This window comes from Bradyrhizobium sp. Ken51 (assembly GCF_055807435.1).
Genome location: NZ_JBVVPB010000037.1, coordinates 23,057 through 37,963, shown reverse-complemented (window position 1 = coordinate 37,963; position 14,907 = coordinate 23,057). Strand labels below are relative to the sequence as shown.

The following is a 14,907-nucleotide window of genomic DNA, read 5'->3' as shown; positions in this document are numbered from 1 at the left end:
GAAGAAATGTCCTCACCTCAAGCCATACCGTCCGCCGGTCGTCCCCTTAGTGCCGGCGCCATTGCCCTGATGCTCATGCTGTGCCTGACCTGGGGGTTGAACCAGATCGCGGTGAAGCTGGTGCTGCCGGACATTCCGCCGATGCTTCAGGCCACGTTCCGCTCGATGGGCGCGCTGCCGGTGCTGTTCATCATCGGCAGCTTGCGCGGCGTTAAATTCTTCGAACGCGATGGCACCTGGAAGCCGGGCGTGATCGCCGGACTGATGTTCGGCATCGAGTTCGTGCTGATCTTCCAGGGCCTGCGCTTCACACCGGCGTCGCGGGCGGTCGTGTTCCTCTACACCGCGCCGTTCTTCGTCGCGCTCGGCTCCTACCAGGTGCTTGGCGAGCGACTTGGCGGGACGCAATGGCTGGGGCTCGCCATCAGCTTTGCCGGCGTCGCACTCGCGATCGGGGTGCCGCAGCCCAATGTCGATTCGCATGTTCTGCTCGGCGACCTCATGATCGTCGGCGGCGCCGCGCTGTGGGCGGCGACCACGCTGGTTGCCAAGGGCACCCGGCTGCGGTTCGCCGCGCCCGAGAAGGCGCTGGGCTATCAGGTCGCGACGTCGATCCCGATCCTCGGGCTGGCCGCCTGGCTGTTCGGGGAGACCATCCCCCACACCCCGTCGCCGCTGTCGCTGGGCCTGATGGCCTTCCAGGCGATCTGGGTCGTGGGAACCACGTTCACGCTTTGGTTCGCACTGGTGAAGACCTATTCGGCCAGCAAATTGTCGGCTTTTACCTTCATCACCCCTTTGTTTGGCGTGGTGGGTAGCTATTTCATCATGCACGACACGCTGAACCTGACATTCGGGGCTGCCGCCGTCCTTGTCATTGCTGGGCTTTTTCTGGTTAACCGTCCCAGTCAATCCGCTGCGGCGCCGCGCGATGCATTGCTGAACGTCACCAAAACCTGATATTTGGACGCCATGAACAAGCTCGAAAACACCATCGATTCCGACATTGCGGGCCCCGCGCCCCGGCACAAGACCACCCAGGTCAAGGTCGGCGACGTCGCCGTCGGCGGCGGTGCGCCGATCGTCGTGCAGTCGATGACCAACACCGACACCGCCGATATCGACGGCACCATCGCCCAGGTCGCAGCGCTCGCCCGCGCCGGCTCCGAAATGGTCCGCATCACCGTGGACCGTGAGGAGGCCGCCGCCGCCGTCCCGCACATCCGCGACGGCCTGCTCAAACGCGGCATCACCACGCCGCTGATCGGCGACTTTCACTATATCGGCCACAAACTGCTCGCGGCCTATCCGGCCTGCGCCGAGGCGCTCGCCAAATATCGCATCAATCCCGGCAATGTCGGCTTCAAGGACAAGCGCGACACTCAGTTCGGCGACATCATCGAGATCGCCAACAAGAACAACAAGCCGGTGCGCATCGGCGCCAATTGGGGTTCGCTCGACCAGGAGCTGCTGACCAGGCTGATGGATGAGAACACCGCCTCGGCCAATCCGCGCGATGCGCGCGCGGTGATGCGCGAAGCCATGGTGCAGTCGGCGCTGCTCTCGGCGGCGCGCGCCGAAGAGCTCGGCATGCCCAAGAACCGCATCATCCTGTCGGCCAAGGTCTCGGCGGTGCAGGATCTGATCGCGGTCTACGAGGTTCTCGCCAGCCGTTCCGACTACGCGATCCATCTCGGCCTGACCGAGGCCGGCATGGGCACCAAGGGCATCGTGGCGTCCTCGGCCGCGCTTGGCATCCTGTTGCAGCAGGGCATCGGCGACACCATCCGGATCTCGCTGACGCCGGAGCCCGGCGGCGACCGCACCCGCGAGGTGCAGGTCGGTCAGGAGCTCTTGCAGACGATGGGCTTCCGCACCTTCGTGCCGCTGGTTGCGGCGTGCCCCGGCTGTGGCCGCACGACTTCGACCACATTCCAGGAGCTGGCCAGCTCGATCCAGGGTTTCATCCGCGACGAGATGCCGACGTGGAAGACGAAATATCCCGGCGTGGAAGAGCTCAACGTCGCGGTGATGGGCTGCATCGTCAACGGCCCCGGCGAATCCAAGCACGCCAATATCGGCATCTCGCTGCCGGGTACGGGCGAGGCGCCGGCTGCCCCGGTGTTCGTCGACGGCAAGAAGTTCCGCACCCTGCGCGGCCCGACCATCTCCGCCGACTTCAAGGCGCTCGTGATCGAGTACATCGAGCAGCGCTACGGCCAGGGCGCCAAGGTGCCGGTGACCGCGGCGGAGTAGGCTTACTTCGCTCGCGCCTCGTACTGAGCTGTCGTCCCGGCGGAGGCCGGGACCCATAACCACAGGATTGGTGGTTAGAACGAGCTGTCACTCCGGGTTTTCGCAAACCAGCTCCTGTGGTTATGGGTCCCGGATCTGCGCTTCGCTTGTCCGGGACGACGAGCAGTGTTTGCGATGCAGATTGCACATCCCCAACCGCGCGCTACCATGCCCCCAATCAAGAGCGATCGGGAGACACGCCATGAGCTCACTCGCCGGCAAACAGGGCCCGCGCTATCGGCATACGGCGGATGACGGGGCGCCGTATGAAACCATCGCGGTCGAAAAGCTCACCCCGATCATCGGCGCGGAAATCTCCGGCGCCGACATCGGCAAGCTCGTCTCGGACGATGCGCGGTCCAACCGGCAGATGGACGAGGTCCACCGCGCGCTTGCCGAAAACCTCGTCATCTTCTTCCGCGACCAGCACATCACGCCACAACAGCATCTCGCCTTCGGCCGCAAGTTCGGTGAACTGCATTTTCATCCCGCCGCGCCGCACGAGGATGAAGACCCGGCGCTGATGAAGATCTATGCGGATGCGAACTCGCCGCGCGCCAACGGCGAGGGTTGGCATTCCGACGTGTCCTGCGATCTCGAGCCGCCGATGGGTTCGATCCTCTACATCACGCAGTGCCCGCCGCGCGGCGGCGACACGCTGTTCGCCAACATGTACGCGGCCTACGAGGCGCTGTCGGATCGCATGAAGGCCTATCTCGACGGCCTGACTGCGCTGCATGACGGCGAGCCGATCTATCGCGGGCTCTACGCCAATTACGGCGTCGCCGACCGTCCGTCCTATCCGAGTGCCGAGCATCCCGTGGTGCGCACGCATCCGGTCACCGGCAGGAAGGCGCTCTACGTCAACCGCGGCTTCACCCGCCACATCAACGGCATCCCGCGCGACGAGAGCGACGCGATGCTCGCCTATCTCTACCAGCACGCGGAGAACCCGCTGTTCCAGTGCCGCTTCCGCTGGACCGAGAATGCCATCGCGTTCTGGGACAACCGCTGCACCCAGCACCGCGCGATGTGGGACTACTGGCCGCACACGCGCTCCGGCACGCGCGTGACGGTGAAGGGGGAGCGGCCGGTTTAAGCCGCCTGCGCACCGCGTTCCGCGTTGACGTCCTCCCGCGTCCGCGCCAATCTTGCCGAAAACAAAGACCGTCGGGAGGATCCGCCATGCTCCGCGCCGAGGACAACAAATTCCTGACCGAGTCCGGCCCCGGAACGGGCATGGGCGAATTGTTGCGCCGGTTCTGGATTCCCGTGCTTCTTTCCGAAGAACTCCCCGAGCCCAACGGCGAGCCGAAGAAGATCATCGTTCTCGGCGAGGAGCTGCTCGCCTTCCGCGATACGCGCGGCGTCGTCGGACTCATCGATCAATACTGCCCGCATCGCGGCGCCAATCTCTGGCTCGGGCGCAATGAGGAATGCGGCATCCGCTGCGTCTATCACGGCTGGAAGTTCGACACCGACGGCCGCTGCGTCGACATGCCGACCTCCTATCCCGACCTCAACGCCAAAGACCTGATCCGGATCAAATCCTATCCGGCGCGCGAATGGGGCGAGATGATCTGGGCCTATATGGGCCCGGCTGACGCGATGCCCGAGCTGCCCGATCTCGAAATGGCACTGCTGCCGGCCTCGCACCGCTATGTCAGCAAGAAATGGCAGGACTGCAACTGGGTGCAGGCGCTGGAAGGCTCGATCGATACCGCGCATTTCACCTTCGCCCATCTCTCCTTCGACAAGGAGGAGGACGAGATTCTGGACATCAAGAAGCATTTCGTGAATCCGATCGCGCGGATGTCGAGCGATCACATGCGCTGGATCGCGGAGGATCCGCGCCCTGTGATCAAGATCGCGCCACACGCGGCGGGCCTCACCATCGCCGGTGGGCGGCTCACCGGGGGCGACAACATCTACTGGCGCATCGCACAGTTCCTGATGCCGTTCCACGCCTATGCCCCGAGCGCGATGCCGGGTGAGAACATCTTTGGCCAGACATTCGTGCCCGTCACCGATACCAAATGCTGGATCTACACTTATGCCTGGAATCCAGAGCGGCCGCTGACGCAAGCCGAGCGCGACGCCTTTGACCGCGGCAACGGCGTGATCGCGGAGGTCGGCGACGATTACGTGCCGCTGCGCCACAAGGGCAACGACTATCTGATCGACCGCAAGCTCCAGAAGACCAGGAGTTACACCGGCATCAAGGGCGTCTCCGAGCAGGATGCGGCCGTGCAGGACAGCCAGGGCCCGATTGCCGACCGCACCCGCGAGCATCTCGGTCCGACCGATCTCGGCATCATGCATTTCCGGAAAGTCGTGATGGAGCTGGCACGAGGGCTTCAGCAGGGCGAGCCGCCGCCGCAGGCCGCGCATCAGGATCGCTACGCCGTGCGCTCGGGCGCCTGCGTCACCAGCAAGACCAAGGACCTTTCCGCGGTGATGCTGGAGCGTTTCGGCGACGTCACAGGCTTTGTCGGTCGGCCGCGAATCGCGGCAGCGGAGTAGCGCTTGGGGCAGCCGCGCAGCATCGTCGCAAGTCTCGTCTCGACGCTGGTCGCGTCGATCTTGCTATGGTCGCTGGCGCCTGCAGGCACGGGTCATGCTGCTATCGCGCGGAAACTCGTGAAACCCAAGCCGCCGCACGCGCCGGTCAAATGTGAGATGCCGAAATTTCGGATCGTCGTGGATGTCGGGCACACTCCGGACTCCTACGGCGCGTTGAGCGCACGCAACGACACGGAGTTCGGCTTCAACTTCCGGCTTGCAAGTCTGATCACGGCGAGGCTCAAGGCCGAAGGCTTTGCCGCGGCCCGCCTGCTCGTCACGGACGGCAAGGCGCGGTCGAGCCTGCTCAAACGCGTCGGTACCGCGAATGACGCCCGGGCCGATCTCTTCCTGTCGATTCATCACGATTCGGTGCCGGACAAGCTGATCGAGACCTGGGAGTTCGACGGCGCGAACAGCTATTTCAGCGACCGCTTTTCGGGCCACTCTCTGTTCGTGTCGCAGCGGAATCCGCACTACGCTGCGAGCCTGATGCTGGCCCGGATGATCGGCCGGCAGCTGAAGGATCGGGACCTGCATTATGCCGGCCAATATGCTCTGCCGGTGATGGGCCGCTACCGGCGCCAATTGCTCGACAAGGATGTCGGCGTCTACCGCTATGACGGGCTCGTCGTGCTCTCGCAAACGCGTAGCGCCGCAGTGCTGCTCGAAGCGGGCTCCATCATCAACCGCGACGAAGAGATGGCGATGAACTCCCCGGAGCGTCAGGAGATCATCGCGCGCGCCGTGGCGGTGGCGATGAAGGAATTTTGCGAGAGGCGGTAGTTTGCGCCGCCAGCAATGACGGGAATCTACAGCGGCCCGCCCCGATACTCGCGGTTCGCCAAACTCGCCTCCTCCAGATCCAGATCCCGCTCGATCCGCCGGCGCGTCTCGTCGGTGATCTGGCCGTCGCGCAGCAGCTCGTGGATGAATTTGCGCTCGGCGGCGATCAGATCGCGGGTCAAGGCGGTGCCAGCGGCGGAGACGTCGTGGTGGGTGGGATCGAGCGAATCGGGAAGCTGGTTGACCCGGATCTCGTGGCGGGCGCGCAGGAGCCGCATCACCTCGTCCGATACGTCCTTCTCCTCGGTCAGCGCGTCGAGCGACTTCAGGGCGGCATCGAGGGCCTGGCGCCGTGCTGCGATCTCGGACTCGTGCTCGGCGGCATGCTCGCTGCGACCGGCTTCCGCGACGCCGAGCCAACGCACCACCGGAGGCAGCGTGAGGCCGACGCCGATCAGAGTGATGAAGATGACGCCGAAGGCGACGAACAGGATCAGGTCGCGAAACGGAAAGGCCTCGCCGCCGGGCAGCGTGAACGGGAGCGCCAGCGCTGCCGCCAGCGACACCGCGCCGCGCACGCCGGTGAACGCAAGCACGAACGGCCATTGCCATGGTGGTGACGGATCGCGCGCGCGCAGCGACTTGCTGAGCATTCGTGGCAGATAGGTCGCGGGATAAAGCCAGGCGAAGCGCGCGATCACAACGACCGCCAGCACCACGGCGGTCGCAATCATGATGTCGTCGAGCGGAAACGCCTTCGACTTCTCGTAGAGCGCGCGCATCTGGAATCCCGTGAGCAGGAACAGCAGGCCCTCGATCAGGTAGATCACGAGGTCCCAGAAGAAGATGCCTTGCAGGCGCGTCGATGCCGAGATCAGCAGCGGGCCGTTCCAGCTCACATAGAGGCCACAGGCGACGGTCGCGATCACGCCGGAGCCGCCGAGATGCTCGGGCAGCCAATAGGACACGTAGGGCGTGATCAGCGAAAGTGTCAGCTCGACCTGCGGATCCCCCGACCATTTGCGGAACCGCAGGGAGAGCCAGCCGACCCCGATGCCGAAGGCGATCTCGCCGGCGACGATGAGCAAGAACTCGCCGCCCGCCAGAGGCAGCGAGAAATGCCCGACCATGATTGCGGCGAGCGCGAACCGATAGAGGATCAGCGCTGTGGCATCATTCGCGAGCCCTTCGCCTTCGAGAATGACCATCAGCCTGCGCGGCAAATGCAGCCGGCGCGCGATCGCGAGCGGCGCCACCACGTCGGGCGGCGCGACGATGGCGCCGAGCAGGAAGCCGATCGTCCAGGGCAGGCCGATGAAATAATGCGTGGCGGTTGCGACCAACGCCGCGGTGAAGATCACCGCGCCGACCGCGAGCATCACAATGGGGCGAAGATTCTTTTTGAATTCGCGCCAGCTCATCGCGACGCTGGCCGAGTAGATCAGCGGCGGCAGCACCATCAGCAGCACCAGTTCCGGCGGCAGTTCGACCGGCGGCATGCCCGGCACGAAGGCGAGGCCGACGCCGGAGAGCATCAGCAGAATGGCAGGCGCGATGTTGAAGCGGCGGGCGACAAGCGCGGTGCCTGCCAGCACGGCGAGCAGGATGAGAAAGGTCTGAAATTTCGCTTCCATGATGATCTGTCTTCACCCGGAAGCGGTCGCAAGGTCAATGTGTGCGGCTTACGCCGAGCCGCTCGGCCACCATGCGGCCGATGCGTGCGAACGCGGTTTCGATCTGCGCCGCACTCGGCGTGCCGCCCTGGGTGTAGGCCGCGATCAGGATCGGCGCATTGGGCTTCGTGTCGGGCTTGGGCCAGGCCACCGCGATGTCGCCGGAGGCGTCCTTGCCGTTGTTGCCGGTCTTGTCGCCGATCTTCCAGCTTGCGGGCAGCCCGCCACGCAGCCGGTTCGCGCCGGTCTTGCAACCCACCAGCCACTCCGTGAGCTGCGCGCGCGAGGTGGTCGACAGCGCCTCGCCCGTCACCAGCCGGCGCAGATTGCCGGCCACCGCCGCCGGCGTGGTGGTGTCGCGAGGATCGCCGGGCGGTGAGCGGTTGAGCTCGGGCTCGTTGTGGTCGAGCCGCGAGGTGGTGTCGCCGAGCGACCGCCAGAAGGCGGTGAGTGCGGCGGGACCGCCGATCCGCGCCAACAGCAAATTGGCGCAGGTGTTGTCGCTGAGCTCGACGATCGCCTTGCACATCTCGGTGACCGACATCGCGCCGGCGGCAATGTTTTGCTTGGCGACCGGTGCGTACTCCAGCAGGTCGGCGTTGCCGTACGGAATCATGGCCGCAAGCTGATCTTCGCCTCGATCGACCCGGGCCAGTACGCAAGCCGCGAGCGAAGCCTTGAATGTCGAACACATGACGAACCGTTCGTCGGCGCGCCACGCGAGCTTTGCGCCGGTCGCGAGGTTCTCGGCATAGACCCCGATCCGGCCGCCGCTCTCGCGCTCATAGGTTTCGAGCTCAGGCTGCGCGTCCGCGGCGAGCGCAGGGGAGGCAGCAATCCAGCACAGCGAGGCGAGCAGCGAACGGCGGTCGAGAAGCATGGGGGACCTTGAGCGAGACTGGGGCGGGGGGAGATGCGGCATGCAGTCCATCCGCATCGTCGTTGCGAGCGCAGCGAAGCAATCCAATCTGCCTCCGCGGAAAGACTCTGGATTGCTTCGCTGCGCTCGCAATGACGGAGGATGTGGGACGAGTGCGCCCGATTTCGGGCAGCGGAAGATTAGGCCCCCCTCACTCCCGCAGGTCGTACCGATAAGACTTCGATACGATCTGCCAGCCATCGGCGAGCTTCATCGCCACGAGATAGTCGGTGAAAAAACGCGGCGGCAGTTGGCACCGGACCTTGATGAAGGCGGTCTTGTCGTCGGAACGGTCGATGGTGACGATGAAATCCTCGCGCGGCTTGCCTTCGGCCTTGCCGGAGGGACGCTTGCGCACGCGGTCGAGCCAGTCCGGCACGGTCAGCACCTGCAGTTCACCCTTCTCGACCCAGCGCAAATCGGCGGAGGGGTGGAAGATGGCGCCGAGTTTTTCGGCATCGCCCTCGTAAAGTCCGTCGAAATAGGATTGCACGACGGCTTCGACGCTCGAACGGTTCTGGCTCATGGGTCATCCCTTTGAATGATGGCTTAGGGTGAACTTAGTCGTACACGTCAAAATGCGCTATGGGAGGGCGTGCCATTTGCGCAAGGACACTGTGATGACCGGATCAGAGAATACGAACGCTTCCTTCCTGATCGGCGAATGCTACTGCCGCGCCGTGCGCTACGAGGTGGCGGACGCGTTCTCCTATGCGATGAATTGCCACTGCTCGAACTGCCGCCGCACCACCGGCGCCGCCTTCAAGCCGTTCGCCGGCATCGAGCAGAGCAAGCTCCGCATCCTCAGCGGCGAGGACCAGCGCACCATCTACGGTGACGACACCACCCATGACGCCCACTGCGCCCGCTGTGGCTCGCTGCTTTATTCCCGGGTGCGCGACGGAAAATGGGTCCATGTCGCCATGGGAACCCTGGTCGATGCCCCCTCGATCCGACCGAGCGCCCACATTTTCGTGGGCTCGAAGGCGCCCTGGCACGAGATTACGGACCATCTGCCTCAATATCGGAGCCACATCGGGGATGCCTGAGGGAACCTGCTGTGGGACTGTTTCTCGGCGAACCGCGCCCGGACTGGCGCGACAAACAAAAGGGGCCTTTCGGCCTGCCGCCGGCGCCAGCTTCGTGACCTCCGTCACAAGCGCCCGCGGCGGACCCTGCTAATAAAGCCGTCTCAAAGGGGCTTGAAATGCCCTGAACCCGGAAGTCGTGTCATGCGCAAGTTGCTCAGACTTTGCCCCCTTCTCCTTGCGGTCGCGCTGCTATTCGGCGCCGGGCCCGCTTTCGCCGGGAAGCGCGTCGCGCTGGTGATCGCCAACTCCGCCTACCAGCACGCGCCGTCGCTTACGAATCCCGTCAATGACGGTTCGGTGATGGCCAGGACGCTGAAGGAGGCCGGGTTCGACATCGTCGATTCCCGGCACGACCTGACGGCGCAGGAAACCCGGCGTGTGCTGCGCGAATTCGCCGACGGGACCCGCGATGCCGATATCGCCGTGGTCTACTATGCCGGCCACGGCATCGAGGTCGAAGGCTCGAACTATCTGATCCCTGTCGACGCCAAGCTGGAGCGTGACACCGACGTTTTTGACGAGGCGCTCTCCCTCGACCGCGTCCTGGTCGCGGTCGAACCGGCCAAGCAGCTTCGCCTAGTGATCCTGGATGCCTGCCGGGACAATCCGTTCGGCAAGACCATGAAGCGCACGGTTGCCTCGCGCGGTATCGGCCGCGGTCTCGCCCAGGTCGAGCCGACCAGCTCCAACACGCTGATCGCCTATTCGGCCAAGGCCGGCTTCACCGCGCAGGATGGCGATGGTGCGAATAGCCCCTTTACCGTGGCGCTGTCGAAGCATCTGACGACGCCCGGCCTCGACGTCCGCCGCGCCTTCGGCTTCGTGCGCGACGACGTGCTCAAGTCGACGGGTAACAAGCAGGAGCCGTTCGTCTATGGCTCGCTCGGCGGCGAAGACGTGCCGCTGGTGCCGGTGAAGGTGACCGCCGCAGCTGCCGCGGCCACGGCGAATCCTCAGGCCGACATCCGCCGCGATTACGAGCTCGCGCTCCAGGTCGGCAACAGGCCGGCATGGGAGGCGTTCCTGGCCCAGCATTCCGACGGCTTCTATGCGAGCCTCGCCAAACTTCAGCTCGAAAAAATCGGCGCCGAGCAGGCTCATGCGGCGGCCACCGAGAAGGCCAAACAGGCCGAGGCCGAGCGCGATCGTCTTGCCGCACTTGGCGCGCAGAAGGATACGCAGGCCAAGGCAGCCGCCGATGCGAAGGCCGCCGAGCAGGTACAGCTTGCGGCGCAAAAGGCCAAGGAGCAGGCGCAGCAGCAGGCGGCCGCAGCCGAGCAGCAGCGCGTCAATCTCGCCGCCGCGGCCCCGAGTGCAGCGCCAGCCAGCACGGCGAGCCCCGCCGGTACCAACGTCGCGTCGCTGACGCCGGCCACCGCTCCGGCCGATCTCAGCCGCTCGGTGCAGACCGAGCTCGGCCGCGTCGGCTGCTTCTCCGGCGCCGCCGACGGCAACTGGACCACGTCCGCGCAGCGCTCGTTGTCGCAGTTCAACCGTTACGCCGGCACCAAGCTCGACGTGAAGGTGGCGAGCACCGATGCGCTCGACACGGTCAAGTCGAAACAGTCGCGCGTCTGTCCGCTGGTTTGCGAGCACGGCTTCAAGGCCGACGGCGACAAGTGCACCAAGATCGTCTGCCGTGATGGCTTTGCGATCAACGACGACAACGAATGCGAGAAGCAGCGTGCCGCGAAGTCAGCCAAGCCTGCGACCGCCAAGCCTGCGACCGCAAAGCGTGATGATGGCGACGAGCGTCCCGCACGGCAGCGTCGTCAAGCCGGCGGTGAGGCTGCCGGAGCGGCGGGCGGCTTTGGTGGTGCTGCGGGCATCGCTGCTGCCGCTGGTACCAGCCGCCGCTCGAGTGGCGGACAGCTGTTCTGCAATAACAGCGGCTGTCGTGCGGTCAACCGCGGCTGCCATCTCGAATATCGCGGCGGCGGCGGCCCCGGCAACGATGCCAATGCCGAGGTCTGTAACTAGGATTGCGGGAGTGAGTTCAAGCCGAGATCGCGCTCGCCGCAATGTTGACCGTCAGCGCCAGCAAGGCCGTGTTGTAGATGAATGAGATGATGCCGTGCGCGGTGGCGGTGCGGCGGATGGTCTTGTCGGATATGCCGACGTCGGAGACCTGCGCGGTCATGCCGATCACGAACGAGAAATAGACGAAGTCCCAATAATCGGCGTGGTCTTCCTTGTCGCGACTGGGAAACTCAAGGCCACCTGGCGTTGGGTGACGATAATAATCATGCGCGTAATGCAGCGCGAAAGTCGTGTGCACCGCGGCCCAGGACAGCGCGATGGTGGTGATCGCGATGGTCAGCTCCGCGGCGCCGCGGTGGGCGCCGAGTTCGGCCACAATAGCGGCGATGCTGGCGAACGCGCCGGTCGCCGTCACCAGCAGGATCACGAAGCGGCCGTCGTCCTGCATCGCAGCGGCGCGGCGGATGTGCTGGTGGTCGTTGCACAGCATCATCGCATAGACCAACACGAGATAGACCGCGATCAGCGCATCCCAGCCGAGCACAAGCCGCGTCGTCAGCCGGGGTGAGCCCGGCAAAAGCAGGCAGACGAGGATACCGACACCAAGGGAGATGAACGTCCGCGGCCGCGCATAAATCAGCCGCATCGGCCGCGACATCTTGCGAAAGCGGGTGAGGGCGGGATCCTCTTTGGTGCCGCCCGTCATCGCCCGGCTAGTTCTTGCGTTCGGCGACGAACCGCGCAGCCGCTTGCAGCACGGCGGCCCGTTCGCCGAAGATCGACACGGCGCTGTCGGCTCGCGCGAGCAGGTCGCGGACGCGCTGCTTGGCGCCTTCAATTCCGAGCTGGGTGACGAAGGTGGTCTTGCCGAGCGCTGCATCGGCGCCGGCAGGCTTGCCGAGCGCGGCGGCATCGCCTTCGACGTCGAGCAGGTCGTCGGCGATCTGGAAGGCTTCGCCGAGCGCGCGGCCGTAATCGTCGAGCGCCTGATATTCCTTTTGCGAGGCCTGGCCGAGGATCGCGCCGGCGATGCAGCCGTAGCGCAGCAGCGCGCCGGTCTTCATCTGCTGAATGCGTGCGACGTCGATCGGTTCGTTGCCGCCAAAGCGGCCTTCGCCGGCGAGATCGAGGATCTGGCCGCCGACCATGCCGCCAATGCCGGCGCAGCGTGCCAGCGCGCGCGTCAGCAACAGCCGCACATTGGCGTCGCGATGAATCTCGTCGCGGGTGACGATGTCGAAAGCGAGCGTCAGCAAGCCGTCGCCGGCGAGGATCGCGGTCGCGTCATCGGTCTTCTTGTGCAGGGTTGGGCGGCCGCGGCGCAGGTCCGAATTGTCCATCGCGGGCAGATCGTCGTGGATCAGCGAATAGCAGTGGATGCATTCGAGCGCCGCACCCGCGAGCAGCGCGGCTTCGCGCGGCACGCCGAACACGGCCGCGCTCTCGACCACCAGGAACGGCCGCAGGCGCTTGCCGCCGTTGAGGCTCGAATAGCGCATTGCGTCCATCAGTCGCTTGGGCCGGGCGATCTCATCGGGCAGGATGTCGTCCGACAGCAGGCGCCCGAGCAGGGCCTCGGTGTCATCAGCGGTCTTGTCCAGACGTTTGGCGAAATCGGACGGGGACGTGCCGGTCATCAAGAAGGGCTCCAGAACAAAATTCGGCGGGACAATCCTTTATGCGCCCGCCTCAGTCAATCGTTTGGAAGGCCTAAAAAGTGCTGGAAAAGGCCCGAATTATCACAGACTTAATGCCGGGTCCGTGGCCGCGTTTCGTTCTGCGCCGGAAAGGTTGATTTGCGCGTCGTCAAAACCCTTCTCCTGGTGCTCGCGGTCGCGATTCTCGCGCCCTATGTCGTCGCGCCGTTCTACCGTGCCGGCCATCCCGTTTCGACGCTGATGGTCTGGCGCTCGCTTCGGGGTGCGCCGATGCAGCGGGAATGGATCGATCTGGCGGCGATGTCGCCCTCGCTGCCACGCTCGGTGGTGGCGGCCGAGGACGCTCATTTCTGCAAGCATCACGGCATCGACTGGGGCGCGTTGCGTGAGGCGATCGACGATGCCAAGGAGGACGGCACCCCGTTCCGGGGCGCTTCCACCATCACCCAGCAAGTGGCGAAAAACCTGTTCCTCTGGCAGGGGCGGGACTTCGTCCGCAAGGCGCTGGAATTCCCGCTGGCGCTGTGGATCGATCTCGTCCTGCCCAAGGCACGAATCCTGGAGATATACCTCAACATCGCCGAACTGGGACCGCAGGGCCAGTTTGGGGCCGAGGCGGCCAGCGCCTATGCCTTCGGCAAGCCAGCCGCCAGTCTTTCCCCCCGGGAGGCCGCTCTCTTGGCCTCGATCCTGCCGAATCCGGTCAAACGCAGCGCCAGGACGCCGGGACCGGGTGTCCGGCGGCTGGCCGGGACCTATGTGGGGAGGGCGCAGGCCAGCTCGCTTTCGACCTGCTGGCGGGAGAATCGCTGATTTCGGGTTCTTTTCGGGCGCATTTTCCGGCCCAGAGCCCTAGATTTAAGACCGGCCTTCCTCTATAAGCCCGGCCTTGACCGGCATTCAGCTCGCCTCGTTTTGCGGGTGCTGAGTCGTCCCCTCGCGGACGATGCCCTGATGACACCAATCCCTAGAGGATACTGAAATGGCCGTTCCGAGAAGAAAAACCTCGCCGTCGCGCCGCGGCATGCGCCGCTCGGCTGACGCCATCAAGAAGCCGACCTATGTGGAAGACAAGGACTCCGGCGAGCTCCGTCGTCCGCATCATCTCGACCTCAAGACCGGCATGTACAAGGGCCGTCAGGTCCTGAAGAAGAAAGAGTCCTGAATTCAGGACCTTTCCCCAGGCAGGATAATTTCGCCTGCCTGATTTCGGCCAACCCATGAGATATGACAGTGACGGCGGCGGAGCTAATGCTTCGCCGCCGCATTGTCCTGTCTGGATATCTTGATCGAGAAGGCATTTCGCCGATGGTCGGTTTCCCGCTGCTCCTGATCCCGCTCGCGGTCTACAACATCATCGCCTTCCTGATGCCGAGCGTGTCCTTTACGGACGTGCTGTTCAAGGTGCCGATGATCACGGGCGAGGCCTGGCCGGTCACGCTCTCCGACGTGATGCTGGCGCTAGGCGTCGTGCTGCTGCTGCTCGAGGTGGTCAAGGGCGCGCGGCCCGGCTCGAAATTCCTGATGGATCATTTGCTGTCGCTGATCGTGTTCGGCGCGGCTGCGGCCGAATTCGTGATGTGGCCCAAATTCGGCAACTCCACCTATTTCCTTCTGGTGCTGCTCGCGATGGCGGATTTCCTCGGCGGCGTCGCCCAGCGCACGCGCCGCCGCGTGGCTTATGTCGCCGAAACGGCACCAGCGCCGCGCAAGGCCAGGCGTCAGACTGAAGTGCCAGCCGATGAAGCGGTGGTCGAGCCCAAGTTCGAGCCGGTCGTTGCGCCGCCCGCATCCGCACCTTCCGCGCAGTCGGTTGCCGAATCCGTGCTGATGGATCATCCCGCGCCGAAGCCGGTCCAGAGCCCGGCCTCGCCGGAAATCCCCTCGCCGCATTTGCAGCCTGGCAACGGCACCCAGCCGTCTCCCGACGCGCCGCGCTGATT

General features: G+C 64.9%; 15 protein-coding genes. 10 read left to right on the top strand and 5 right to left on the bottom strand.

Annotation, left to right across the window (positions count from 1 at the left end):
• The first annotated feature begins 6 nt into the window (after positions 1 to 6).
• The 5 genes from AC0L27_RS35690 to AC0L27_RS35670 all read left to right on the top strand — a co-directional run bounded on the left by AC0L27_RS35690 (position 7) and on the right by AC0L27_RS35670 (position 5,643).
• Positions 7 to 960 carry a DMT family transporter gene (locus AC0L27_RS35690; protein ID WP_473322452.1) on the top strand — a complete coding sequence of 318 codons (954 nt, stop codon included), beginning with the start codon at positions 7 to 9 and terminating at the stop codon, positions 958 to 960.
• A gap of 12 nt (positions 961 to 972) precedes the next feature.
• Complete coding sequence (gene ispG / locus AC0L27_RS35685) at positions 973 to 2,256, top strand: flavodoxin-dependent (E)-4-hydroxy-3-methylbut-2-enyl-diphosphate synthase (RefSeq protein WP_354205920.1); 1,284 nt, start codon at positions 973 to 975, stop codon at positions 2,254 to 2,256.
• 241 nt (positions 2,257 to 2,497) lie between these two features.
• A complete protein-coding gene (locus tag AC0L27_RS35680) occupies positions 2,498 to 3,394 on the top strand; it encodes a TauD/TfdA dioxygenase family protein (protein WP_354063727.1) in 897 nt (298 codons plus the stop codon).
• 86 nt (positions 3,395 to 3,480) lie between these two features.
• Positions 3,481 to 4,818 (top strand): Rieske 2Fe-2S domain-containing protein, encoded by a 1,338-nt coding sequence (locus tag AC0L27_RS35675; RefSeq protein WP_354205923.1) that lies wholly within the window; start codon positions 3,481 to 3,483, stop codon positions 4,816 to 4,818.
• A gap of 3 nt (positions 4,819 to 4,821) precedes the next feature.
• On the top strand, positions 4,822 to 5,643 hold the full coding sequence (locus tag AC0L27_RS35670) for an N-acetylmuramoyl-L-alanine amidase (RefSeq protein ID WP_354205925.1): 822 nt from the start codon (positions 4,822 to 4,824) through the stop codon (positions 5,641 to 5,643).
• Between the two features lie 26 nt (positions 5,644 to 5,669).
• Here the strand turns inward: AC0L27_RS35670 and AC0L27_RS35665 are convergent, their stop codons facing one another.
• From AC0L27_RS35665 to AC0L27_RS35655, 3 genes are all read right to left on the bottom strand, one after another.
• Complete coding sequence (locus tag AC0L27_RS35665; protein WP_275168592.1) at positions 5,670 to 7,277, bottom strand: Na+/H+ antiporter; 1,608 nt, start codon at positions 7,275 to 7,277, stop codon at positions 5,670 to 5,672.
• A gap of 34 nt (positions 7,278 to 7,311) precedes the next feature.
• Complete coding sequence (gene bla, locus AC0L27_RS35660) at positions 7,312 to 8,196, bottom strand: class A beta-lactamase (RefSeq protein WP_473322448.1); 885 nt, start codon at positions 8,194 to 8,196, stop codon at positions 7,312 to 7,314.
• Positions 8,197 to 8,386: 190 nt separating this feature from the next.
• Entirely contained in the window at positions 8,387 to 8,761 is a 375-nt protein-coding gene (locus AC0L27_RS35655; protein WP_007598116.1) for a nuclear transport factor 2 family protein, read from the bottom strand.
• 94 nt (positions 8,762 to 8,855) lie between these two features.
• On the opposite strand from AC0L27_RS35655, the gene AC0L27_RS35650 reads away from it, so the two are divergent.
• Together AC0L27_RS35650 and AC0L27_RS35645 are read left to right on the top strand one after the other, a co-directional pair.
• Entirely contained in the window at positions 8,856 to 9,284 is a 429-nt protein-coding gene (locus AC0L27_RS35650; protein WP_354063738.1) for a GFA family protein, read from the top strand.
• A gap of 183 nt (positions 9,285 to 9,467) precedes the next feature.
• Positions 9,468 to 11,306: a caspase family protein gene (locus AC0L27_RS35645; RefSeq protein ID WP_354205930.1), complete on the top strand. Its 1,839-nt coding sequence runs from the start codon at positions 9,468 to 9,470 to the stop codon at positions 11,304 to 11,306.
• A gap of 16 nt (positions 11,307 to 11,322) precedes the next feature.
• On the opposite strand, the gene AC0L27_RS35640 is transcribed toward AC0L27_RS35645, so the two are convergent.
• Entirely contained in the window at positions 11,323 to 12,012 is a 690-nt protein-coding gene (locus tag AC0L27_RS35640; protein ID WP_354205932.1) for a DUF1345 domain-containing protein, read from the bottom strand.
• A gap of 7 nt (positions 12,013 to 12,019) precedes the next feature.
• Positions 12,020 to 12,943, bottom strand: a complete 924-nt coding sequence (locus AC0L27_RS35635; RefSeq protein WP_354205934.1) for a polyprenyl synthetase family protein — start codon at positions 12,941 to 12,943, stop codon at positions 12,020 to 12,022.
• A gap of 159 nt (positions 12,944 to 13,102) precedes the next feature.
• On the opposite strand from AC0L27_RS35635, the gene mtgA reads away from it, so the two are divergent.
• From mtgA to AC0L27_RS35620, 3 genes are all read left to right on the top strand, one after another.
• Complete coding sequence (gene mtgA, locus AC0L27_RS35630) at positions 13,103 to 13,777, top strand: monofunctional biosynthetic peptidoglycan transglycosylase (RefSeq protein ID WP_354205936.1); 675 nt, start codon at positions 13,103 to 13,105, stop codon at positions 13,775 to 13,777.
• A gap of 169 nt (positions 13,778 to 13,946) precedes the next feature.
• A complete protein-coding gene (gene rpmF / locus AC0L27_RS35625) occupies positions 13,947 to 14,129 on the top strand; it encodes a 50S ribosomal protein L32 (RefSeq protein ID WP_007598106.1) in 183 nt (60 codons plus the stop codon).
• Between the two features lie 143 nt (positions 14,130 to 14,272).
• The gene (locus AC0L27_RS35620; RefSeq protein ID WP_354205938.1) at positions 14,273 to 14,905 is read left to right on the top strand and encodes a hypothetical protein; all 633 of its coding nucleotides are present in this window, start codon (positions 14,273 to 14,275) and stop codon (positions 14,903 to 14,905) included.
• The last annotated feature ends 2 nt before the right edge of the window (positions 14,906 to 14,907 follow it).